Raw genomic sequence first — 23179 nt, forward strand, 5'->3', positions numbered from 1 at the left:
TAATTTGTAATTAAAAAGGGTTTTTACGAGTTATACCATCACAAAGAAGGCGATCGCTCTCTTCAAGATTGCGGTTGTGTTTGAGGTAATCGCCCACCCAGCTACAACCACGAACAAGCAGATCATCAAGATTTAAATTCCACAGAATTATCGTCTTGTCATCACTAGCTGATGCTAGTGTTTGACCATCTGGGCTAAAACTGACACTTAATACTGAAGTGGGATGCCCATTGAGACTTTTAATTAATTTGCCGTCACTGCTCCAGAGTTTCACAGTACCGTCCCAATTGGCGGCGGCGAGCAATTCACCATTCGGGCTGAAAGTCACGGCATTGAAGCTATCGCTAGACCCCTTTAATAAGGTTTTGAACAACGTACCATCCCGTCGCCACAGTTTCACGGTGTTATCCCAGCTGGCAGAAGCCACTAACTCGTCATTGGGACTAAAGCTGACACCCATCACCCAGCTGTCATTGGGCGAGAAAGTTTTGAGTAAAGTACCATCCCGTTGCCAAAGTTTAACAGTTCGGTCATCACTGGCAGAGGCTAAAACCTGACTATCATGGCTGAAGCTGACGCTATTTACCCAACCCTGATGCCCCACTAAGGTTTTGAGCAACTTGCCCTGACGGTTCCAAAGTTTCACTGTTTTATCTTTGCTAGCTGATGCCAACAACTGACCATCAGGACTGAAATTCACGCTCATCACACTATCGGTATGCCCTCGGAGAGTCATGATTAAAGTACCATCAAGCCGCCAAAGTTTCACAGTTTTGTCATAACTTCCTGAGGCCAGCATTTCACCTTTGGGGTCAAAACTGACACTAGAAACTTGATTTGTGTGTCCCACTAAAGTTTTGTAAAGTCGGGTTTTGACCTCGCCATTACTGGTGTATCGTTGCCAAAGTTTGATAGTGCGATCGCTACTACCAGAAGCTAGCATCCGGCCATCGTGACTCCAAGCAACGCTTAAAACTCGCTTGCGATGCCCTTGAAGAATAGACGGTGTTGGGGCATCTAAACTCCATAGTTTCACACTTTTGTCATAACTTCCTGAAGCCAGCAATTTGTTATTTGGACTGAAAGCGATGCTGACAACACCATCGCTGTGTCCTTTGAAGGTTTTGAGTAAAGTACCAGTGATACTCCAGAGGTCTATGGTTTTGTCTTCACTTGCAGAAGCTAACTTTTTACTATCGGAACTAAAGTTCAAACTCCACACTATATCGCTATGGTGTCGTAAAGTTTTGTAAGGACGAAAGTCAAAACCGTCTTTAGTGCTGTTACTTTCCCGTCGCCAAAGTCTCACTGTTTTATCTCGACCTGTTGATGCCAAGAATTTACCGTCTGGGCTGAAAACAGCTACAGTTACACCCTGCTGATGTCCCTGCAAAGTTGTAACGAGGCTACCGTCCCGCCGCCAGATTTTCACTGTCTTGTCGTCACTAGCGGAGGCGATGAATTGACCATCGGGACTGAAGTTTACCCAGTTAACCCACCCTTGATGTCCTCTCAATATTTTTACTAAGCTACCGTCTTTACGCCAGAGTTTTACAGTTCTATCGTTACTACCAGTAGCTAACAATTCGCCATCAGGACTGAAACTAACGCTATAAACCCAATCTCCGTATCCTTTCAGGGTTTTATATGGCTTGGGGTCAAATTCACCTGTAATCGGGTTTTTGCGCCAGATTTGCACTGTTTTGTCGAGACTGGCGGAGGCTAGAGTTTGACCATCAGGGCTAAAACTTACACAAGTAACAGCATCAGTGTGACCTTTGAGGGTTTGGAGTAAGGTTCCATCAGGACGCCAAAGTTTCACCGTCTTATCTCGGCTACCTGATGCTAGCAACTGACCATCTGGGCTGAAAGTTACTCCCCAGACAACATCAGTATGCCCTTCCAGGCGGTTAACCTCTGTTACGCCATAAACTGCTTGTTGCAGGGCTGTCACGACCCGCATTCGAGTATCTGGCTGCACGTCATCTGCCTGTTTAAGTCCTCTCCAAGCCCGCAAACCTTCTAATAGGGCATCAAACTCTTTATTAGACGCAAACAAAGCTTCGCTAGCAGCAGCGATCGCACTAATTTTCAAGTTGGTTTCACTGTGTTCAGCTCGTAGAGTTTGGCTAATTGCTGCTCTTTTTTGTAAGTCGGCTTGCCACCATAATGCTGCTATTGTTCCTCCCATGATTGCCAGGATTGCGCCTACAATCCGTGCTTCCCGCAGTCGCCGTTGCAATACAAAATTGAGTTGCTTTTCACTAACTTTTTGGGCTACTTCAGCTTTCGTTTTTTCAAGTTTTACTTTTTCTAATTCGGCAACCATGCCATAGTTGTTTTTTTGGCGAATTGGTTCAACTAAATAATCGTGAACTAGCTGGTAGCGATCGCCTAACTCTTCTCTGATTCGCAATACCAACCCTGAACCCACCAATATTTCTAAAATGAGTTCCCCAACTGTGTCAAAGCTTGAGATTGTATCTATATCATAATTATTAACTAATGCCGCCGCTAAATCAGCTTTAGTTTTTAACGGTCGCGTCCCCTTTTCATCAGTTAACTCAAATAATAATTTCCAACTTAACTCTTCGTTTTCCTGACCGCAGTCTTTGATAACTTCCCCAAGCCAGCGTTCCACCAATTTTGTCGAGCCGCCCGAAAGCTTGTATTGTCCGAGTGTGGTAATGTTTTCTATTTGTAGTTGAGCGCCAACTATTTGTAATTCAATTGGATGTACTTCGTCTAGTTCTCCTGTCAAATCCTGGACTAATCGGTTAATTAATTCCTCACTCAGTTCATAATGTGAACGTTTAGTAAGACTCTGAATTATGGCTTTGGCATCCTGGCTAGAGAATTTTCCTAAATAGTAGCGAATGTCCTTATCGAGAATATTTTTATTAATTACTCCTAAATCATATAATCCAGTAGTATTTTTCTGGCTCAAACGTTCAAATTCTAATAAATGATGTAAATAGTCTTCTCTTAACGAAAGAATAATTTTTACAAATGAAATATTTAAACATTCAGTAAAAAAATTATAAAATTCTATTCTTTGTGTGGGAGGATTACTAACAAAAAAAAATTCTTCGAACTGATCTAATATGATAATTATTGTATAATTGCGCTCAGATGCTAACCGAATTTTTTCAAGCAGTAAAGTGGGTGTAGAGTCAATATTAACTGATATTCCTGTGTATGCCAGCGCTTGGTTGATACTGCCGATCAAGATTGTAATCCAATCAGTATAAACAGACAAAACAATAGGTATAGGAATACGTTCACCGATAGCTTTTCCCTTGAGTGCGGGGACTAAACCAGCTTTGAGAATTGAACTTTTACCTACACCTGATGGCCCATAAATTACTGTAAGTTTGTAGTCAGCGCGGGTAATTCTTTCAATTAAGCGATTAACATCTTGCTGCCGTCCAGAAGCAGATATTTCTTGGGCAATTTCTTCAGGAATAAACGGTATTTTGTGAGGTTCTAGTACTGGGTTAATTCTGGGGCGTTGCGGCTGCAATTGACTTGCACCGATGAAGGCGCGAAAGCCATACTGATGTTCTATTTGAATTTTTTCTTGCTTCAGCTTAAAGGCTTCTGTATAGTCATGACGCTCAACAAAGTAAAGCGATCGCAATTCCTCTAAAATCTCTAAGTAAAGTGATGGCTGATGTTGTAGTTCACAAACTATCCTCGCCCATTCCAAGTTATTGATAGCTTCCTCCGACTCACCCAGATGTCTCTGTGTACGTGCTAGCAAGAGAAGATACCAACTTTCTTGTCGTCGTCTTCGCAAAGCGTCTCGCAGAGAAACTTGTGTTACTTCTTCGGAGATAGAAAGTGCTGTATTCGCTAATTCATAAGCCAATAACCAATTCGACTCGGAAAGCGCCACATTTGCTAAAAAGCCATAATTTTGAGCAACTTGTGAGGGAGTTCCATAAGTTTGATGTAGACTTAATGACTTTTGAGCTAATTCTTTTAAGTCATTCCAAGCTTGTAAGCGTTGCAGCATTTCACAAGCAGGCGAAATAAATTTAGCAACTAAGTCTTCTCTTTGTACCTGCTCCAATAGCTCTAAACACTGTTTAAACCATAAGAGAGCATGTTCACAATAGTTACTATTATTATTGTGGTATAAGTCTGCCATTCGGTGATAACACAGCCCCAGGTGGAATAGTACTATTGCTTGCTTGAGTAAAGCTGAAGGAGCTACGAAATAAGGGGATGAGAGGGGCAAAGAAGAATTACTCTCCGATTCTGCCACTCTGGTTGCTTCCTGCTGCCACAACGCTAGGCTTCTTTGATAATTGGCTAAAGCGCCATTAATTTGATCGTTGGCGTATTTATCTCGCCCCAACACAAATTCTAAACTAGCTTCTAATCCTGGTGTTAATTGAACACCATACAGGCGCAGCAAATCATTACGGGCTGATTCTATTTCGTGGCGGTGTTGCGACTTAGGATCTAAATCGAGGAAGGCATTAGATAAAAATGTTTCGGCACCTGCTTCTAAAACTTTGTCAAATAGAGATTCTGCTTCTTGACGGATCAAAGCAATTAAATCTGCTTTGGCCATTTCAAATTTAATAGTGGTTGCAGCCCAGCTTTTGAAATCAGGCGCTAATTTAGAAAGCAATGATGCTACTTCATCTTGTAGCCACAACACTACGGGAAATGGAAAAGTCGCGGCATAGATATCTCGTGCTTGGTTGATGCCTGTAAGTAAGTTTTCCAGGTCGATAATTGACTCAATACCGAAAACCATGACAGCAGATGGCAAAGAGTCTGTAAGGACGGCAGGATTATCTAAAGATAGTTCTGAGATGATTGTGCTATGTAAGGAAGTAGTTAATGGATTGAGAACGATTTCTCTGATATAGATGTCTTTGCTGATGGAGCGAACATTCTCTAACATTTGCTCACGTAATAGCCCATAGTTACATCGAACTAAAATCAGGGTAAATTGACCTTCGGAAAGCGCGATCGCTCTAATCAGTCTTTGCAAAGTTTGCTGATTTTCTTTACTGTAGATGTGTAGCTGTTTGTCATTACTCATTGGTTATTGGGCATGGGGCATTGGGCATGGGGCATTGGGCATTGGGCATTAGTTATTAGTCCAATGACTAATGACTAATGACTAATGACTAGTTACTTCTTTTGTTGCCAAGCCAAAACTTTTTCTGTTTCTGCTAAGGCTGGACTGATGCCAAACCAGCGTCCTAGAGGATCGCGGTATTCAAACAGATACATACTTCTTAGTAAACTCTGGTAATCAGACTCACCTTTAACTCTCTGCTGCTGCACTACTTCAAACAATAATTCCCACTGGAATTCATCAATAGCTAATAGCAGATCGTCGCGGTAGTCCTTAATTACGGCTTCTAAGCAGTCTTGAGAAAAAGGCGGATCTTGTCGTTGTAGGCAGCTATAAAGTAAACCCAATAAGTTACGAATGTGACCACCACTAACGCGACATAAACGATCCAAAGTTTGAGGGTGATCGAATAATTCTGTAATTAATAAAAGCCTGCCATTCAAAGCAACTTCTGGAAAAGCTCTTGCTAAAACTAACTGGCGCACTAGTGACATCCCTGGTTCATAATCACTGCCATCTCTTTGCCGCACTAATACCATCGGCAGTACTTTTGGCGCAATCCCTCCCCCCAGGCGATTTTTCAGTGTCTCATACTCATTGGAGAAAATTAAGGTTAGGGGAATTGTGTAAACTAAGTGGCATTTGAGTCGGCGTAACTGTTCGCCTCGGTCGATGAAAAGATATTCTGGTTGCGATCGCCCCGATGCTAAGGGACGCATATCCACTCGATCCAAATTATCTACAATCACTACTAGTCCTTTTTGACCCCGCAGTTTTAGCTGTTCAACAGCCTTTTCTAAAATTTCTTCGTTAATCGCCTGCAAAATACTATTGGTACGTGGTTCCAGATATTGCCTCAGTTGATTCCGCATCTGGGTGCTATCTTTGGTTTTGGCAGTAATTTTGGCAATACCCAAGGACAACTCTGCTTGTCCAGAAAGTTCTATGGGGGTTTGCAAAAAATCGCCTACTTCTTTAAGCAAATTGGTAAAGTAACCAGCTTTGAGTTTGATGTTAATGCCTTCTAAACTGGCACTGACTTGACGGGCTACACTCAGCAAAATATCGCTGACATCAATATCCGCCATGTCTAAGTCTTGACTCGACTCAAAATAAACCACATGAAATCCCGCCAATTCTAGTTCTGTCTTCAGGCGCTGCAATTCCGTTGACTTACCGCAGCCAATATGACCCGTAAATAACTGACAGGTTGGCTCATCAGGAGAAATCCGAACAATAGTTCGTTGCAATTCTTCGACAATCTTGCAACCACGTACATCAGCAAAATCTATGTAATACTGCCGATCTAGGACGTTACTTATATTTAGCGTGTAGCTGGGGTTACATGCTTTATAAAAACGTGATAAATTTAATGTCGTTTTCATGTATGTAGATGTGTATGTAGATGCAGTTTAATCCGTGTTTTTATACAAGTAGTCTCTATCCGGGATGTAGGCATCCGATTAACTCGCAAGTTGATTGTGTCTTAAAAAAGACAGCAATTAAAGCAGCTTCACTGTCAGTAGTCTAGTAGAGATTTAATTGACCCTAACAACCTTAAGCATATCTGTCCTTAATTTTTACACCTGGTATTGAGGTTTTGACAATCTCTAGCTTTTGTTTTACCTGCCAGAAACCTTTAGGGCTTAGTGAATCAGTAAAAAAAGCTACAAGCTAACATGGTTCTCAGTTTGTATGGCTGATGAGTAGAACTAGTATGAATTATAGCAAAGTACACAGAGATTCAGGAATACCTATATATCATTGCATGTTAAATTTGTCAAGGGAACAAAATCCTCAACATCTAAATTAATATTTGGTAATCTTTAGGGAAAAATCTTCAAAAATAACTTGTCAAAAAGACTACAGTCAGTTAAAAATGGACACTGGAAACTTGAATCGGAGCGATCGCTAGCGCCATAATCTGTGTAGTTACTGTAAAGTGTTACTAAAAATAAAAAAGTATTGAGGAGATCGGCTAACAGATGCCAACACTGTTTACTGAAATTAAGAATGATCCGATCGCGTCAAGGAATTTAGATTGCAACCACAAAGGGGTTTGAATGGCTGGCATAATATCAGTTTCCCGCACGAATCTAGCCCAGCGTCGTCAGAAATTACGTCGGCAGAGGCGGATGAAAATTATTCAGGCGATTTGGCGAACCTTTGCCATTATTGGTTTGACGAGTGGATTATTCTGGGTGGCAGTGCAACCAGTGTGGATGCTAAAAGCTCCCAAACAAATACTGATGAAATCAGGTGATAAATTACTGTCGGATGAAACGGCTCAGTCATTGTTGGTGCTATCTTACCCCCAGTCTTTGTGGCGGATTGAACCTGCGGCGATCGCTAACTCTTTGAAGAAACAACCAACTATTGCCGAAGCGATCGTCAGACGCCGCCTGTTTCCTCCTGGGTTAATCATTGAAATCCAAGAACGAGTTCCTGTAGCGGTGACTCAAACATCTGGTAACAAAAAAGTAATAATCGGCTTACTAGATGCAAGTGGGGTCTGGATGCCTTTAGAAAAATACACATCACTGAATCCCACTAGGAAATTACCCAATCTCAGAGTAATTGGCTCGTCAAAACAATACTGCCTTTACTGGACTCAACTTCATCAAGCTATCAGCCAAAGTCCCGTGAACGTAATGGAAATTGATTGTCGAAATCCCACGAATTTAATTTTGAAAACAGAACTAGGAAATGTGCATCTCGGCGCTCCAGGCCCCCAGTTGTCTGAACAAATTAAGGTACTCGCTCAAATGCGCCATTTAGGAGCAAAACTCAATTCCAGTCAAATAGAGTATATTGATCTGAAAAATCCCGAATTTCCCTTAGTACAAATGAACCAAAAAGACCAAAAATTAACTCCCAAAATCCCTAAAAACATCTAGCGTGTTTAATGTATTGATAGCTCCGAGTAAAATAAGAAGCTTTATGCTGATAAATATATTTATTATTTTCAGTTTTCTGGCAAACCGCACGAAAATCGGCATTAACTTCTAATTAAAATGAGAAGATCAATCATAAAATCTCTATTGCAAGTAAAACATTCTCAATTGTTACCCTAACATCTAATAGTAGGGAGTAGGGAGTAGGGAGTAGGGAGTAGGGAGTAGGGAGTAGGGAGTAGGGAGTAGGGAGTAGGGAGTAGGGAGTAGGGAGTAGGGAGTAAGGAGTAGGGAGTAGGGAGTAGGGAGTAGGGAGTAGGGAGTAGGGAGTAGGGAGTAGAAGAGAAAACTAGCCCCGAAACAAGGTTTTAAGCATCGCCCCTTGCGATGCCCTGAGCAGTTCGACAGGTGTTACCCGTAGCTCTGTCGAAGGGCTTACTTTAACACTTGCCGTTCGCGTAGCGTCTCGTAGAGAAGGGTGGGCGAAAAAATCCCTATTTTCCAAGGGAGGTTGAAACCCCGATACCGGTTCTCTCAAGTCGGGAAACCCGCCCACGAGACTGGCTACCCGATGTTAAGCGGTTTAGTTTCTCCACTCCCCACTCCCCACTCCCCACTCCCCACTCCCCATTCATCACACTAGTGAGAGTTCTCGTAGGATAGACTATTGCTGCAACAAAGTGTCCATTAAGACCACCCAAAGAACAAGTTAATCAGGTATAGTCTGACAAGTAAATTCTTGCTGACTTGAACCTTAAGGATAAGTAAGTATAACGGAAGTTTTGTGTCTAAAGTTGCAATCATCCCCAATGGTGAAACCTATTAACAATATTATTGTTGAGGCAGAGAAGAGGCGCTATAGTATGTCTTTACAAGTTATGCCTTCCACTGAGAAGAATGAAGAGATTAATGTCTGGTTGAAGTTATACAAGTCAATTTTAGATAAATGTCGGTATACTTCTCTAGAATTGGCTGTGCGATCGGCTGCGTTCAAAGCTTATCCCATAGCAAATTTTCGCCCTGCCAATTCTGTTAGGCTTGGCAGTAGTGAAAACAATAAGGAACAGTGCCATAGTATTGTGGCACTGTCAAACTAAAGTTGACTCTGAGGTGAATAACACCTGAAAAAGTCGTTTATCTACCCTTTCACAAATCCAATGACACTTGATAATAACCAAGGACTTACCTATAAAAATTCCCAATCTGCGGGACAGCCGGGATTCTCTCTGGCAGTTAACTCGACTAATCCTTTTAATAACTCTGGGCTGAACTTCGGACAAAATCACGATAATAAGAAGATTTCTACGGAAAATAGCCGAATTGGGGAGATTGTTCCTGGTCGGGTCGCCAACATCAAAGTGATTGGTGTCGGTGGTGGTGGTGGGAATGCTGTTAACCGGATGATCGAGTCTGATGTCTCTGGGGTAGAGTTTTGGTCAATTAATACTGATGCCCAAGCTCTTACCTTAGCTGGCGCTCCAAGTCGATTGCAAATTGGACAGAAGCTAACGCGGGGTTTGGGAGCAGGTGGTAATCCTGCTATTGGTCAAAAGGCAGCTGAGGAATCACGGGACGAAATTGCTACAGCTTTAGAGGGTGCAGACTTAGTATTTATCACTGCTGGTATGGGTGGTGGTACTGGGACGGGTGCAGCCCCGATTGTGGCAGAAATAGCCAAAGAAATGGGCGCTCTTACTGTTGGTGTAGTCACACGTCCATTTGTATTTGAGGGACGCCGCCGCACCAGCCAAGCGGAACAAGGTATTGATGGACTAAAAAGTAGAGTAGATACGCTGATCATTATTCCTAACAACAAACTGCTGGAAGTGATCCCCGAACAAACGCCTGTGCAAGAAGCTTTTCGCTATGCAGATGATGTGCTGCGTCAAGGGGTGCAAGGTATTTCTGATATCATCACGATCCCCGGTTTAGTAAACGTTGACTTTGCTGATGTCCGAGCTGTGATGGCAGATGCGGGATCGGCATTGATGGGAATTGGAGTGAGTTCTGGTAAATCTAGAGCCAGAGAAGCTGCGATCGCAGCTATTTCTTCTCCGTTGCTAGAATGTTCTATTGAAGGCGCTAGAGGGGTTGTCTTTAATATTACTGGTGGTACTGACCTCACCCTGCATGAAGTGAATGCAGCCGCAGAAGCAATCTATGAAGTAGTTGATCCCAACGCCAATATTATTTTTGGGGCTGTAATTGATGACAGACTCCAAGGTGAGGTAAGAATTACTGTAATTGCCACCGGGTTTACAGGTGAAGTGCAAGCGGTGGTACAACAAAACGTGGCTAACATTCGGGTAGCACCTAATACCTCGAAGCGACCAACAACACAGCAACCCGCAGTTAATCCCCCAACTTCAACCCCAACTCCAACTCCAACTCCAGAACCAAAAGAAAAACCTGGATTGGATATACCTGATTTTCTGAAAAACCGACGTACACCAAGGAGTTAAACCAATTCGCAATTCGCAATTCGCAATTCGCAATTACGTTTTGTGACAGGGATTTAGCGAGAAACGCGGTCTTGGGCTTTGCCCAAGTGGAGCGATTTCTCAAGACAGACTCCGACACAAAACGCGCTGCCTGTAGAGACAGGGGACTTAAACCCCAAAGTTCGTTAAGAGATTTTGGATTTGAATTTTTAGATGAAATTAGCAGTCTCAGGTCAGGCTGAGTGCTGTATAAAATCTCCTAGTTCCAGGGTTTTACCAAAGGCAGGGGTAAGCAATGCGTTGCCATACCCAATTTTGCCAATTGGTAAAAAAACTCGTCAACGCTACTTTATAGAATAAACTTGGGCAGGAGTCTGCTGGCTCCCATGTCCAGCTATGCTTTTGGTACAAAAAAACAGGAAGACCTGCCCGACTAAAGATCAAAGATGCGATCGCTACATCTACCCCTTGCGATCCATTAAACTTATATTCAAGTGCTAATAAGAATGATAATCGCACTTTTGGCAAGAGAGAGCTAGCACGGTATCACCTCTCTCCCTAAAGCACATCGAGCCTATGTCTTGTAAAATTATCCAACATGGTCTGAAACTCCTATATTTTGAAGTGTGTAATGAATGCTGAAGAGTTTCTCAGACGTTACGAATCAGGAGAACGAGATTTTTCTAAGGTTGTTTTGAGAGGTATTCAGCTAAATCACCTTGACCTCAGCGGCATCAATCTAAATCAAGCTTGGCTTGAATCTACTTGTTTGATGGCGACCAATTTAAGCAATGCAAACATAAGCGGTGCTAATCTGAGGTTTTGCTACTTAGGTTCTGCCAATTTAAGCAATGCTAATTTAAGTAACTCACAAATAGAGGCAACTAACTTTAACGAAAGTAATTTAACCAATGCTGATTTAACTAAAACGCTTCTTTGTGACTCTAGTCTAGTTAGGACAAATTTCATGGAAGCGACAATACAAGAATGTAACTTGGCTGGTTCATTCTGTCGCCAAGCAATTTTCACAAATGCTAATTGGGATTGGAATTACGCTGACGTAATTTTTCATGAAACCATATTGCCTAATGGAGATATTGAGAGTTATAACTATCATCCGAGCGAGGCTGTTGAATCATTACAAAAACGCTATGACTCAGGAGAAAGAATTTTCACGTTTGAGTCTGGGGGTTTAGATTTAACAGGAATCAGATTGAGCGGTAGTGTTCTGCGTTTCTGGCTTACAGAGTCTGAATTGCGTTATGCTGATTTGAGAAACTGTAATTTTGAAAGCTCAAGAATTCAAACATCGTTTTTTGATTTTGCTGACCTGAGTGGCGCTGTTTTTAAGGAGGCAGCTTTAGCTTACAACTCCTTCATTACCGTTAATTTAAGTGATGCAAGTTTTGAAGGAGCATATATGGAAGATGATGACCACGGGGGTTGTTTTGATGGTGCAATCTTTTGTAGAACTATCATGCCAGATGGAAGTACTCGAAATAACGGATGTTAAGAGTTGTAAGTTCTATGTCTAAAGGAGAAAAAAGGGAGGAAAAGGCAAATTAAAGCAGCCTTTTCCTCCCTCTGCATAATTATCATTTAACTAAACGTGAGTTCGATGAACCTCTCCCGGACAGCCTCCCTCTCCGAAACTGAAAGGGAGGAGCAACGAAAAATTAAGCTTTTTACTCCCCTCTGGGCTTGCCTAACGGCAGGCTGACACCAAGGTCGAGGGGCTGCTCTTGAGAGGTCAAACAAGATTTGTCGAACTCACCTTAACTAAGTAGACTTCCGGTGAATAAGGACACGAAACAAAAAGAAAAGCTAAATGTAAATTATTTTTTGATTTTTAGTGTCTGTTCAATCCATTCAATTACCTGATAACCAAGACGAGTACCATCTAGGCGGTCAATCTCACGAATTCCGGTGGGACTGGTGACATTAACCTCAGTTAGGTAGCCACCGATAACGTCAATACCCACAAAAATTAACCCGTCTTGGCGTAAACGTTCGGCTAATTGGGTACAGATTTCATACTCTCTTGGGGTAATTCCAGTTTGAGCGACTGTGCCACCAGTTGCCATATTATTGCGAAAATCAGTTCCACTAGAGAGGCGATTGAGCGCACCAATCGGTTCGCCATTGAGCAGGATAATTCGCTTATCTCCCTCTTTTGCCTCCGGTAAATAGGTTTGCACCATTACTGGCACTCGACCTTGGAGGGTACTGAGTTCGACAATAGAGTTAAAATTGCGATCGCCTGATTGCAAAAACAAAATCCCTTCCCCAGCTTTGTTTCCCAGTGGTTTGAGAACTGCTGCCCCCTTTGCTTCGACAAATTGCCGGATCAACTGCTTATCAGCACTGACAATCGTTTCTGGAATCGCTTTGGTAAACTGGAGGGCATACATTTTTTCATTTGCCCCTCGGATACCACTAGGACTGTTAATCACTAGGGTTTTATTTTGGTCAATGCAATCGAGAATGTAGGTGGCATAGAGGTAGGAATCGTTGACAGGTGGATCTGTCCGCATAAATACGGCATCCATTGTCTCTAAAGAAGTTAAGGAGGAGTCGATCAACTTATACCAAGGATTCATCGCTACCCAGCGTCCCTCCACCAACTGCACTGGTACAACTTCGACTCGCTGTAGGACAGCCCAAGCTTTGCCCTCCACCACACTCAGCAGATTTGCCTGAGTTATCCAAACTTCGTGTCCCAGGATTTGCGCTGCTTCGATCAGAGCAATGCTGGTATCATGACACGGGTCAAGCTGATGGATGGGATCAATGATAAAAGCCAGTTTCACCCTTTATACCTCAATCACCAAGAAATTAAATAGTTATTCAATTATTATCTCTTGATGATCTCACCAATTGACGTAATATATGTACTGCGGAGTAGAACCTGGAGGGAAAAGTCTTGTAAACAGATATCGCTTTCATGAGAAAAAAGCCCGTAAGTAATTTGCAGGGGCTTGTCGCTAGCGTAAAACCTTCTGAATCTAAACGCTATTGCTAGAAGTTAGTAGCTCATCCAGCTTGCCTTGACTGTCTAAAGCGTGGATGTCATCACAACCACCAATGTGATCGTCGTTGATGAAAATTTGCGGTAAAGAGCGCTTTCCATTTGCCCTTTGAGCCATTTTATTTCTGGCTGCCTCGTCTCCATCAATGGTGTATTCGATAAATTCAACTCCCTTGTTCTTCAGCAAACTTTTGGCACGAATGCAAAACGGGCAAGTCCTCCAAGTGTAAATTTCTACTTTTGCAGCCATAATATCCTCAACTTAATTTAATACTTCTTAATTTTAGCTAAAACTTCAGTTGCCCCACACTCACTGTGAATTGACTCACGAGAGGATTTTCTGTAAAGAAAGCAATAATTCATTGACAGTATAAGGCTTCGACAAAAATGTATTCACACCAATAGCAGCTACTGCACTGAGCTTATTGTCAGACATAAGTCCACTGCTGGCAATAATTCTGACTTGGGGGTTGATTTTTTGCAGGGTACGGATGGCAGTTAAACCATCCAGCGAGGGCAGCATAATATCCATTAGTACAACACTAATTTTGTCCATATTTTTAGCGTATAGCGCGATCGCCTCAATGCCATCACTCGCAATTAGGGTTTTGTAGTTGTGAGTTTCCAATGATGTTCTGGTAATCTCTTGAATGGCAACTTCATCATCCACAACCAAAATCAATTCTCCTTTTCCTGTTTGTGGTGGCAAATCTTCTGGGCTGAATGTTTCCATTCCCCCCACTGCTGGCAAGTAAACTTTAAAACTAGTGCCACTTCCCGGTTCGCTGTAAACGTTTACAAAACCTCCGTGACTTTTTATGATCCCCAGGACGGTGGAAAGTCCTAACCCTGTGCCTTGTCCGACATCTTTTGTGGTAAAGAATGGCTCGAAAATTCTATCTAAGATTTCTCTAGGAATTCCAACTCCACTATCGGAGACAGTAATCACTGTATAAGTTCCCTCTTTGGCTTCCAGGTTTATGCGGACATAATTTTCGTCAATCAATAGATTTTCGGCAGAGATACTCAAACTACCGCCATTGGCCATAGCATCACGGGCGTTAACGCAGAGGTTCATCAGCACTTGATGCAGTTGGGTACTATCTCCAGAAACCATCCACAAATCCTGCGGTACATCAGTGCTAATTTCTATAGATTTGGGAAATGTCTCTTTCAGAATCTTGGCAACTTCCACAATTAAATGCTTGAGTTGCAAAGTGATGCGCTTCCCTTCCACACCCCGCGCAAAGGACAGCACTTGTTTGACTAAATCAGCGCCGCGTTTAGCGTTGATTTCCAAAATCTCTAGTAGATGGCGGGTGCGTTTATCCGCATCAGGAAATTTGAGTGGTAATAGTTGCGCTCCTGCCAGAATCGGTGTGAGGATATTGTTGAGGTCGTGAGCAATGCCACTAGCAAGAGTGCCAATACTTTCCAGGCGTTGAGCGCGAAACAATTGGGCTTCTAAATGTTTTTTGTCGGTAATATCTGTGTCAACGGTGAGAATTGATTTGGGTTTCCCCTGTTCATCGCATACCAGACTCCAGCGACTAGCAACAAGAATTTCTTTGTCAGTTTTGGTAAGTTTAGTTAACTCACCTTGCCACTTACCTTTACTAATAACTTGCAATAGAGCTGCTTCGATTTCTGGTGAAGGTTCGTCATACAAAAGCTCACTAGCATTTTTGCCGCAAGCCTCTGTAGCTTGCCAGCCGTAAAGTGTTTCTGCGCCTTTGTTCCAGAAGATAATTTGATTGTTTAAATCTCGGAGGCAAATGGCATCTGTGGTGACATCAAGTAATGCTGCTTGTTCGCGGATTTTTTCTTGTGCTAATTTGCGTTCGCGTAGCGCCGCTTGCTGTTCGCTAATATCAATACTGGCGCAAGTCACGCCGACAACTTCTTGCGACTCATTCCGCAATGGCTCGACAGTTAAATCGTAATATCGAGTTGTATCTTTGATTCTAATTGATACTTCTTCTCGCGTTCCGATGCCCGTGGTTAGTACCCCACGTTTAATTATGGTGAGACGTTCAGCATCTTCAACTGGGATGATATCTAAGTCTTTTTTGCCCAACATTTCCTCAACCATCAATCCATCGGAGGGATTATAAACCCAAGTGTACTGTAACTCCCAATCCTGGTTGTAGACAAAGATTGGAGAGTTTTTCAGGGCAACCCGAAATCGCTCCTCACTATGACGCAGTGCATCGTCTGCCCGTTGACGCTCGATCGCATAACGCATTGAGCGCACCAGCAAGTCGCCAGTTACTTGCCCTTTCACCAAATAATCCTGCGCTCCTTGCTGCATTGCCCTAATTGCCAGGGTTTCATCGTCTAAACCCGTCAGCACAATTATCGGAGTTGCTTTTGCCTGATGGTGAGCGATGACAAAGGTTTCAAGTCCCTGGCTATCTGGTAGCGAGAGGTCTAACAAAATCACGTCAAAAATTTCGTTTGCTAGGTAGTTGAGTGCTTCCGAAAGCCGCTCAACGGGCATCAAATTAACTACAACTGTCGTAACTTCCTTTAAAAACTCCTGTAATAAAAAGACATCACTAGAGTTATCTTCTACTAACAAGACTTTAATATTTTTACCTGCCATTTCCACTACTCCGGCGGCAGTTTTACGATCGCAAACCAAAAATTTTCTATTGATTGGACAATTTTAACGAATTCATCAAAATCTACTGGCTTAGTTATATAACAGTTGGCATAAAGGTTATAAGCTTTGAGGATGTCTTCTTCAGCTTGAGAAGTCGTCAAAATTACTACAGGAATTCGTTTGAGGTTTTTATCTCCTTTAATTTCTGCTAATACCTCCCGTCCATCTTTTCTAGGCAGGTTTAAATCGAGTAGTACAATATGTGGATGGGCTACTTTAGCATACTTTTCTTGTTTTCGCAAGAATGCCATTGCCTCTACACCATCTTCGACCACGTTCAAGTGAATCGAGATTTTGCTATCTTCCAGGGCGATGCGTGTGAGTTGGGCATCGCCAGGATTATCCTCTACTAACAAAACCTCAATAGGCATAATTGCTGTTATGGTTCTCACCATTGCTTAAGAGCTCTATCTGGAATTGTGAAGTAGAAAGTCGAGCCTTGACCCGGTTTCGACTCAACCCAGATCCGGCCGCCGTGGCGTTCTATAATTTTCTTACAAATTGCCAGACCAATCCCAGTACCTGGATACTTGTCTCTACCGTGCAAGCGCTGAAAAATTATAAATATACGTTCAGCATACTGAGATTCCAAACCAATACCATTATCGCACACCCAGAACAAATATTCGTTTTGAGTGGGGGATGAGGGGGATGAGGGGGATGAGGGGGATGAGGGGGATGAGGGAGATGAGGGAGATGAGGGGGATGTTACTGTTGCTTCCCCTGCTCCCTCATCTCCCCCTGCTCCCTCATCTCCCCCTGCTCCCCTGCTCCTCTGCTCCCCACTCCCCACTCCCCACTCCCCACTCCCCACTCCAATATGAACTCGTGGCTGCTGATGACGACAAAATTTGATGGCGTTGGCAATCAGGTTTTGAAATACTTGTGTCAGTTGAGTAGCATCAGCCATCACTTCTGGTAGAGTATCATAAGTGACAACTGCCCTACTATCGGCGATCGCAATTTGAAGATTAGCGATCGCCTGTTCTAAAACAACACTACAATCAACTGGTATAAAGGGCTGTCCACGGCTGCTGACGCGGGAATAGTTCAACAAATCGTTGATTAGGGTCTGCATCCGGTTGGCGCCATCTACTGCGTAGGTGATAAACTGATCGGCATTGGCATCTAGTTGATTTTTGTATCTTCGCTCTAGTAGTTGTAAATAACTAGTTACCATCCGCAACGGCTCTTGCAAGTCATGAGAAGCGATATAGGCAAACTGTTCCAATTCTGTATTGGAACGAGCGAGTTCCTGACTTTGCTGGGTTTCTTTTTCTAATAGTTGCGCTTGAGATAAAGCAATCCCAATTTGATTACCTAGTTGCTGTAACAACTCCGTCTCAAAGTTATTCCACTGTCGAGGTGCGGCACACTGATGAGCCAGCAACAAACCCCAAATGCTATCCCTGACAAGAATCGGGACTACAAGGTTAGCCCGGATAGCAAACTGGTGAAGAAATTCTCGATGGCAGGGGTGAATATCAGCAACTTCAATGTCTTCAATGGCACTGACTCTTCCTCGGCGATATCTTTCTAGGTATTCTTCTTTAAAGCAGATGTCGAGCAGATTTTTTCCGAGAATTACCGGCCAACCAGGCAACACCGCCTCTTGCACTACTGTTCCCGAACCATCAGGCCACAGTTGAAAAATCAAAACTCGGTCAGCTTGTAGTAATTTTTGTACCTCTGTAACCGTGGTTTGAAGTATTTCGTCTATTTGTAAAGATTCTCGAATTTTTAAAGTGATTTCGGCAAATAATTGCGATCGCAAATTCTGTCGCTTTAATTCTTCTTCTACCTGCTTGCGATCTGTGATATCTGTATAAGAACCCACCATCCGCACTATATCACCCAATGCGTCCCAAAGTCCCTGTCCTCGATCTAGAATCCATTTATAGCTGCCGTCTTGGCATTGGACTCGATATGAAAAGACGTAAAACGGTGTTTTCTTGGCAAAGTGGTCTTGGAAGGCTTGAAGTACAGAATCTCGCTCATCGGGATGGATTCGTTGTATCCATTCATCCCAACCGTTGGAAACTTCGTGGTCTTTATAACCGAGCATTTCCTGCCATCGAGTTGAGAAGAACACTTCATTAGTCTTGAGGTTCCAATCCCAAATGCCATCATTATTACCATGTAATGCTAATTGCCAACGTTCTTCACTTTCCCGAAGTGCTTCTGCCGTTTTCCGCCGTTCAGTAATGTCTGGAAAATTTAGTTTCTCGGTAATTTGAGATACCTCAGTTATATGACGCCTGAGTTCTAGTTGGTCGATTACCAAGCGACTCAGGGCTACAAGCGCCTCCACTTGTTTGTGGCTCAATTGCCGTGGAACTTGGTCAATTACGCACAGAGTTCCCAATATATCTCCCTTTGGGCTAATTAAGGGTACACCTGCATAAAAACGTATATATGGATAGCCAGTTACTACTAGATTATTTGCCAACTCTTCATCAGCTAGGGTATCAGGAACCACTACAACGTTACACCGTTCTTGGCAAAGGTAAGATAACCCAACACTCCGGGGCATTTCTGATACATCTAAACCTACTTTTGCCTTAAACCACTGACGGTTTTCATCAATGAAATTTACCAATGAGATGGGAGTCTCACAAATAAGTGCCGCTAATTGAGCAAGATTGTCGTAGGCTTCTTCGGGTTCAGTATCAAGAATTTGATACTGGCGGAGGGCTTCTAACCTCGCCACTTCTGTATCAATTTGTCTAGCTTTCATTGAGTTTTCTTAAGAAATCTAAATTTAATATTCAGTCAGCAGCTTGGCTATCTCAAGAGTAGCTTAACGTTTTTTAATAGGTTAGGACTTACGCATTGACAGAAAGGTGATCTTATGCGGTCATATCAGAATTTAGATATGATTTTCTCTCTAATATTAAAAATCAAACGGAAAAAAATAAGCGAGAAGAAATCTCTAGGATTATAAATCCTCAATTAGGCGCAAACCTTCTAGCGGATGTGAATTTAATTAATCAAAGCCCAACATCAAGCATCACTACTCAAAGTAGTTCCATCGGGCAAGATGGTATCTTTAAAATAGGCATCAGCAAAAATAGCTCTCTCGATTTCGCAAATATCGGCTCCAAAGAAGTTAGCTTTGGTCAAGTTAGCTTTAGCGAAAGAAACTCTCAACAATTTCTGGGTTTTTCTAAAGTCAGTACTGGTCAAGTTAGCACAATTGAACCAAGTCTCCAGTATCTTAGCTCCACTCAAATTACACCCACTCAAATTAGCTTTGAAGAAGTGAGCTTCCTGCAAGTCAGCTCCGCTCAAATTGGCTCCGCTCAAGTTAGCTCTGTGAAGACTAGCTCGCCACAGACAAGTATCACTCAAGTTAGCTCCACTCAAGTTGGCATTCTCCAAATGGACATAAGCCAAGTCGAGTCCACTCAAATCAGCTCCACTCAAATTGATTCCCTGCATCCAGAGAGCAATCCTGTGCAAGTCACCATCTCTAAAACTAGCTCCACTCAAATCAACTCCCTGAAAATACCAATCGATTTGCATGAAGGGAGTAACTTGTACAATCTCGATTTCAGTAAAGTTTCTTTCTCCAGCAGCGTAGCACCTGAGCAACTCTTCAACAGTTATTTTCCTTCTTTCCATACTTCAACTCCTGCATCAAATATAGGACTTACGCATTGACAGACATAACCAAATATGCATCACATCTCGTTACAAGGCAGGGCAAGACTTTTATCTTAATAAGCTTGATATCCAGATGATGCTCAATTTGTAAAGTGCGTAAGTCCTATAGGTATTTTTTTTATCAGAAATCACGAGTTTAAGGGAAAAATCACGAGTCCAAACAAGAGACGTTATAATGCAACGTCTCTACAAATGTTCTGGATAGGCAAATTATCTAATCCAAACTGCATTGGCGACGTTAGTACTAAAAATGAATTTATATTAAAAATTAGCGGATTTATTTGTAACTAATATGTATAAATTATCATCCCCAAAAATCCAGATATTTACAACTATAACAGATTGTATTTTGCTACCCGTGTTATCAAAATCCTTAAAATATTCTCAATATTTGTTTGTATTCTTTAATCTTAACTAATGGAGGTCATCTGCGGCAGAAAGGGCGATCGTATGCTCAAAAAATGGTATCGAGTCCAAAAGCTAAAAGCAATATTCGTCCTAGCATTGGCAGTTGTATTTACTAATGCTGTAGTTTCCTATGGCAACACTGTTAAGCTGATTCACAACCAGCAAGAGGTGACATACTCCTATGAAGTTATTACCCAACTTGAAAATATCCAATCTACATTTAAAGATACTGAAACTGCACAACGTAATTACTTAATTACAGCAGATGCAGATGATTTACAAACCTATCTTGCAGACTATCAACAAACCAATAGCAATATTCAGATTCTCAGTAAGTTAACTGCTGATAAGCATCAAAAGCAGCAGTGGATTTCTTTGTTGGAGCGGAAAATTACCAACAGGCTCAACATCCTGCAACAAGAAATTTACCTCAGACAAAACCAGGGATTAGAAGCAGTTCGACAGCAAATCTTATCTGATAAAAACAAGCAAATCGGCAAAGATATCCAACAGCTGATTCACGACTCTTTGAAGGCGGAACAAAATTTATTACAGCAGGGAGTGCAACAGTCACAAGCGAGTTCCCAAAAGGCGATAGTTATATTTTTTATTGCGGCTATTGTGGATTTGGTGCTGGTGGCACTGCTGTATGACTTGTTGTGGCGTTATATCAGGCAACTTCAGCAGACGGAACTGGCCTTATGCCAAAGCGAAAATCGTTTACGAGCCATGATAGATGCAGAACCAGAATGTATCAAGTTAATTGCCAGGGATGGCACCCTTTTAGAAATTAATGCCTATGGGTTGGCAATGATGGAAGTAGAAAGTGCTGATATTTTGATTGGTAAACCTGTTGATGCCGTAATTGTACCAGAGTATAGAGCAGCCTTTGCCGACTTGCATAAAAATGTCTGCCAAGGTAACAAGGGGACTTTGGAGTTTGAAATTGTGGGATTTAAGGGCACCCGCCGCTACATGGAAACTTATGCCGTACCACTGCGTAACGAATCTGATGGGACGTTCATGCATTTGGCACTGATGCGAGATATAACCCAGCAAAAACAATTGGAAGCTCAACTTCTGCGATCGCAACGTTTGGAAAGTATTGGTACTCTAGCTGGCGGTATCGCTCATGACCTCAACAATATACTATCCCCAATTTTAATGTCAGTTCAACTGTTACAGAAGAAATTGCCCGACCAGCAGAGTCAGCAAATACTGCAAACTTTAGAAAATAATGTTAAACGCGGCGCTAATTTGCTTAAGCAGGTTTTGTCCTTTGCACGAGGTATTGAAGGTAAACGGACAATTGTGCAGATTCAGCCCTTGATGGCAGAAATTGAGCAAATTATCGCTCAAACATTCCCCAAATCCATCATCTGCCAAATAGATATCCCCAAAAATCTCTGGTACGTCCGTGGAGACACAACTCAACTACATCAGGTGCTGATAAATTTAGTAGTCAACGCCCGCGACGCCATGCCCAATGGCGGCATTTTAAGGATTGCGGCGGAAAATCTGGTGATTGGTGAACATTCTGCCCAGATAAATATTAATGCAAAAGTGGGTTCTTATATTGCGATCGTGGTGACGGATACTGGTATGGGGATGTCGTCGGAAATCCAGGAACGGATTTTTGAACCATTTTTCACAACTAAAGACGTAGGCAAAGGTACAGGTTTAGGACTTTCCACGGCGTTGGGTATTATTAAGAATCACGGTGGTTTTGTCAATGTTTACAGTCAGATAGGCAGAGGTACTCAATTTACAGTCTACTTGCCTGCCTCAACATCCAGAGACGCACATTCGCTGTCTCCAGAACTGGAATCAGTTAGAGGAGATGGCTAATTAATTTTGCTGGTGAAAATATCACAGACTACAAAAAATCCTATCAACCAAAACTTTCTGTCCACTTTGGAAATGAGAACAGTCTAACTTAGTCCTCAGCCGAAAGTTCAACAAGTCATAGCGAGGTGAACCATCTGGATGACTTGCCCTTGGTGGGATATCGAGTGCTTCGATTGGACAACCGCCAATTGTGGAATCTGGAGTCACCCTAAAACTGAAGCCCGGTAATTCAAGGCGCTTCACTACAATGTTCCGCAAACGACGGGAATGGTGAATAACAAAATAGACCTCAACTTCGATAGCAGTTAAAAACTCCATGAGTTTGGGGAAGTAAGTATTGAAAAGGTTGAATAGTTCTGGATGATTATTGAAAAAAAGTAACTTTTTGAATATTAAAAACCTGCAAGGTCGCTAGAGTTTTGCAGTTTTTTTAGGTTAATAGAAATACAGCAGAATTCAGAATTCAGAATCCAGAATTCAGAATTCAGAAGTAAAACAGGGTTTATACCTGGCTTTGGGACTTAGCTTCTGTACCTCACCAACTTGAAATCTGCTGTAAAAAATATCAGTTAACATGATATGCCGTTATCACTATTCTTTTGTCTGGACTATATACGGACTCGACTCTTGGGTATTCGGTATGAATCCACCATACTTTTATTCTATTAGACTGTGCAGGTGCGCTACCTGAGATTGAATATCCTGCCTGAGTCATTAAGGTTTCAAAAGTATTTGAGTCGAGAACCGTACAATTAAAAGCTGTTAGTCCCTGTATCTGATGTCTGTTTAGGGTCATAACTACCCTGGTAAGTCGTAAAAATTCTATATCCTGGTAATACTAAAGCAATTCCAGTGTAACTGTGAATTTTACCCGGATATTTATAGGGAATATCATCTGGTACGCTCCCACCAATGCGAATACTAAAACCAAGTAGCCATATATACAAACCAGGTAGTAGTAAATCCATGCTATATGCAATAGCTCTCATTGCCTCATTTTCTTTGAAAGAAGCAGAATTTCTGGCTAGAGCGAATTTTTTGGAGATATTTTTTAGGTTTGTGGTTTCTAACATGGTCTTAGTTTCAATCCCCAATAGGGATTTAGTAAGTTTCAAGCGTTTCAATCCC

The 23179-nt window shown here is 42.2% G+C and carries 16 protein-coding genes; 6 read left to right on the forward strand and 10 right to left on the reverse strand.

Going from position 1 to position 23179, the window contains the following annotated elements; translation table 11 throughout:
* Positions 1–10 precede the first annotated feature (10 nt).
* Both V7K27_RS13445 and V7K27_RS13450 read right to left on the reverse strand, forming a co-directional pair.
* A complete protein-coding gene (locus tag V7K27_RS13445; RefSeq protein WP_334947887.1) occupies positions 11–5062 on the reverse strand; it encodes an nSTAND1 domain-containing NTPase in 5052 nt (1683 codons plus the stop codon).
* Positions 5063–5154: 92 nt separating this feature from the next.
* Positions 5155–6486 carry a P-loop NTPase fold protein gene (locus V7K27_RS13450; RefSeq protein WP_334947889.1) on the reverse strand — a complete coding sequence of 444 codons (1332 nt, stop codon included), beginning with the start codon at positions 6484–6486 and terminating at the stop codon, positions 5155–5157.
* A gap of 678 nt (positions 6487–7164) precedes the next feature.
* On the opposite strand from V7K27_RS13450, the gene V7K27_RS13455 reads away from it, so the two are divergent.
* The 5 genes from V7K27_RS13455 (at position 7165) to V7K27_RS13475 (ending at position 11949) form a co-directional block, all read left to right on the forward strand.
* Positions 7165–7998, forward strand: a complete 834-nt coding sequence (locus V7K27_RS13455) for a cell division protein FtsQ/DivIB (RefSeq protein ID WP_334947891.1) — start codon at positions 7165–7167, stop codon at positions 7996–7998.
* Positions 7999–8506: 508 nt separating this feature from the next.
* Positions 8507–8638: a hypothetical protein gene (locus V7K27_RS13460; protein ID WP_334947892.1), complete on the forward strand. Its 132-nt coding sequence runs from the start codon at positions 8507–8509 to the stop codon at positions 8636–8638.
* Positions 8639–8858: 220 nt separating this feature from the next.
* The gene (locus tag V7K27_RS13465; RefSeq protein ID WP_334947894.1) at positions 8859–9092 is read left to right on the forward strand and encodes a hypothetical protein; all 234 of its coding nucleotides are present in this window, start codon (positions 8859–8861) and stop codon (positions 9090–9092) included.
* A gap of 60 nt (positions 9093–9152) precedes the next feature.
* The gene (ftsZ, locus tag V7K27_RS13470) at positions 9153–10457 is read left to right on the forward strand and encodes a cell division protein FtsZ (protein WP_334947896.1); all 1305 of its coding nucleotides are present in this window, start codon (positions 9153–9155) and stop codon (positions 10455–10457) included.
* Positions 10458–11067: 610 nt separating this feature from the next.
* Positions 11068–11949, forward strand: a complete 882-nt coding sequence (locus V7K27_RS13475) for a pentapeptide repeat-containing protein (RefSeq protein ID WP_334947897.1) — start codon at positions 11068–11070, stop codon at positions 11947–11949.
* A gap of 322 nt (positions 11950–12271) precedes the next feature.
* On the opposite strand, the gene gshB is transcribed toward V7K27_RS13475, so the two are convergent.
* The 6 genes from gshB to V7K27_RS13505 form a co-directional block, all read right to left on the reverse strand.
* Entirely contained in the window at positions 12272–13246 is a 975-nt protein-coding gene (gene gshB / locus V7K27_RS13480) for a glutathione synthase (protein ID WP_334947899.1), read from the reverse strand.
* Between the two features lie 195 nt (positions 13247–13441).
* Positions 13442–13714 carry a glutaredoxin 3 gene (grxC, locus tag V7K27_RS13485; RefSeq protein WP_334947901.1) on the reverse strand — a complete coding sequence of 91 codons (273 nt, stop codon included), beginning with the start codon at positions 13712–13714 and terminating at the stop codon, positions 13442–13444.
* A 75-nt stretch (positions 13715–13789) separates the two neighbouring features.
* The gene (locus V7K27_RS13490; protein ID WP_334947962.1) at positions 13790–16069 is read right to left on the reverse strand and encodes a hybrid sensor histidine kinase/response regulator; all 2280 of its coding nucleotides are present in this window, start codon (positions 16067–16069) and stop codon (positions 13790–13792) included.
* 5 nt (positions 16070–16074) lie between these two features.
* Positions 16075–16524: a response regulator gene (locus tag V7K27_RS13495; RefSeq protein ID WP_442947613.1), complete on the reverse strand. Its 450-nt coding sequence runs from the start codon at positions 16522–16524 to the stop codon at positions 16075–16077.
* The gene (locus V7K27_RS13500; protein ID WP_334947902.1) at positions 16518–18866 is read right to left on the reverse strand and encodes a GAF domain-containing protein; all 2349 of its coding nucleotides are present in this window, start codon (positions 18864–18866) and stop codon (positions 16518–16520) included. Before V7K27_RS13500 ends, V7K27_RS13495 begins: the two co-directional genes overlap by 7 nt.
* 266 nt (positions 18867–19132) lie before the next feature.
* Positions 19133–19753, reverse strand: a complete 621-nt coding sequence (locus tag V7K27_RS13505; RefSeq protein WP_334947904.1) for a pentapeptide repeat-containing protein — start codon at positions 19751–19753, stop codon at positions 19133–19135.
* Positions 19754–20212: 459 nt separating this feature from the next.
* Here V7K27_RS13505 and V7K27_RS13510 point away from each other — a divergent pair, with 459 nt between their 5' ends.
* The gene (locus tag V7K27_RS13510; protein ID WP_334947906.1) at positions 20213–22051 is read left to right on the forward strand and encodes an ATP-binding protein; all 1839 of its coding nucleotides are present in this window, start codon (positions 20213–20215) and stop codon (positions 22049–22051) included.
* A gap of 21 nt (positions 22052–22072) precedes the next feature.
* On the opposite strand, the gene V7K27_RS13515 is transcribed toward V7K27_RS13510, so the two are convergent.
* Both V7K27_RS13515 and V7K27_RS13520 read right to left on the reverse strand, forming a co-directional pair.
* Positions 22073–22369 carry a hypothetical protein gene (locus tag V7K27_RS13515; RefSeq protein ID WP_334947908.1) on the reverse strand — a complete coding sequence of 99 codons (297 nt, stop codon included), beginning with the start codon at positions 22367–22369 and terminating at the stop codon, positions 22073–22075.
* Positions 22370–22803: 434 nt separating this feature from the next.
* Complete coding sequence (locus tag V7K27_RS13520; protein ID WP_334947910.1) at positions 22804–23124, reverse strand: hypothetical protein; 321 nt, start codon at positions 23122–23124, stop codon at positions 22804–22806.
* Between the last annotated feature and the right edge of the window lie 55 nt (positions 23125–23179).

This window comes from Nostoc sp., assembly GCF_036919575.1.
GTDB lineage: Bacteria > Cyanobacteriota > Cyanobacteriia > Cyanobacteriales > Nostocaceae > Nostoc.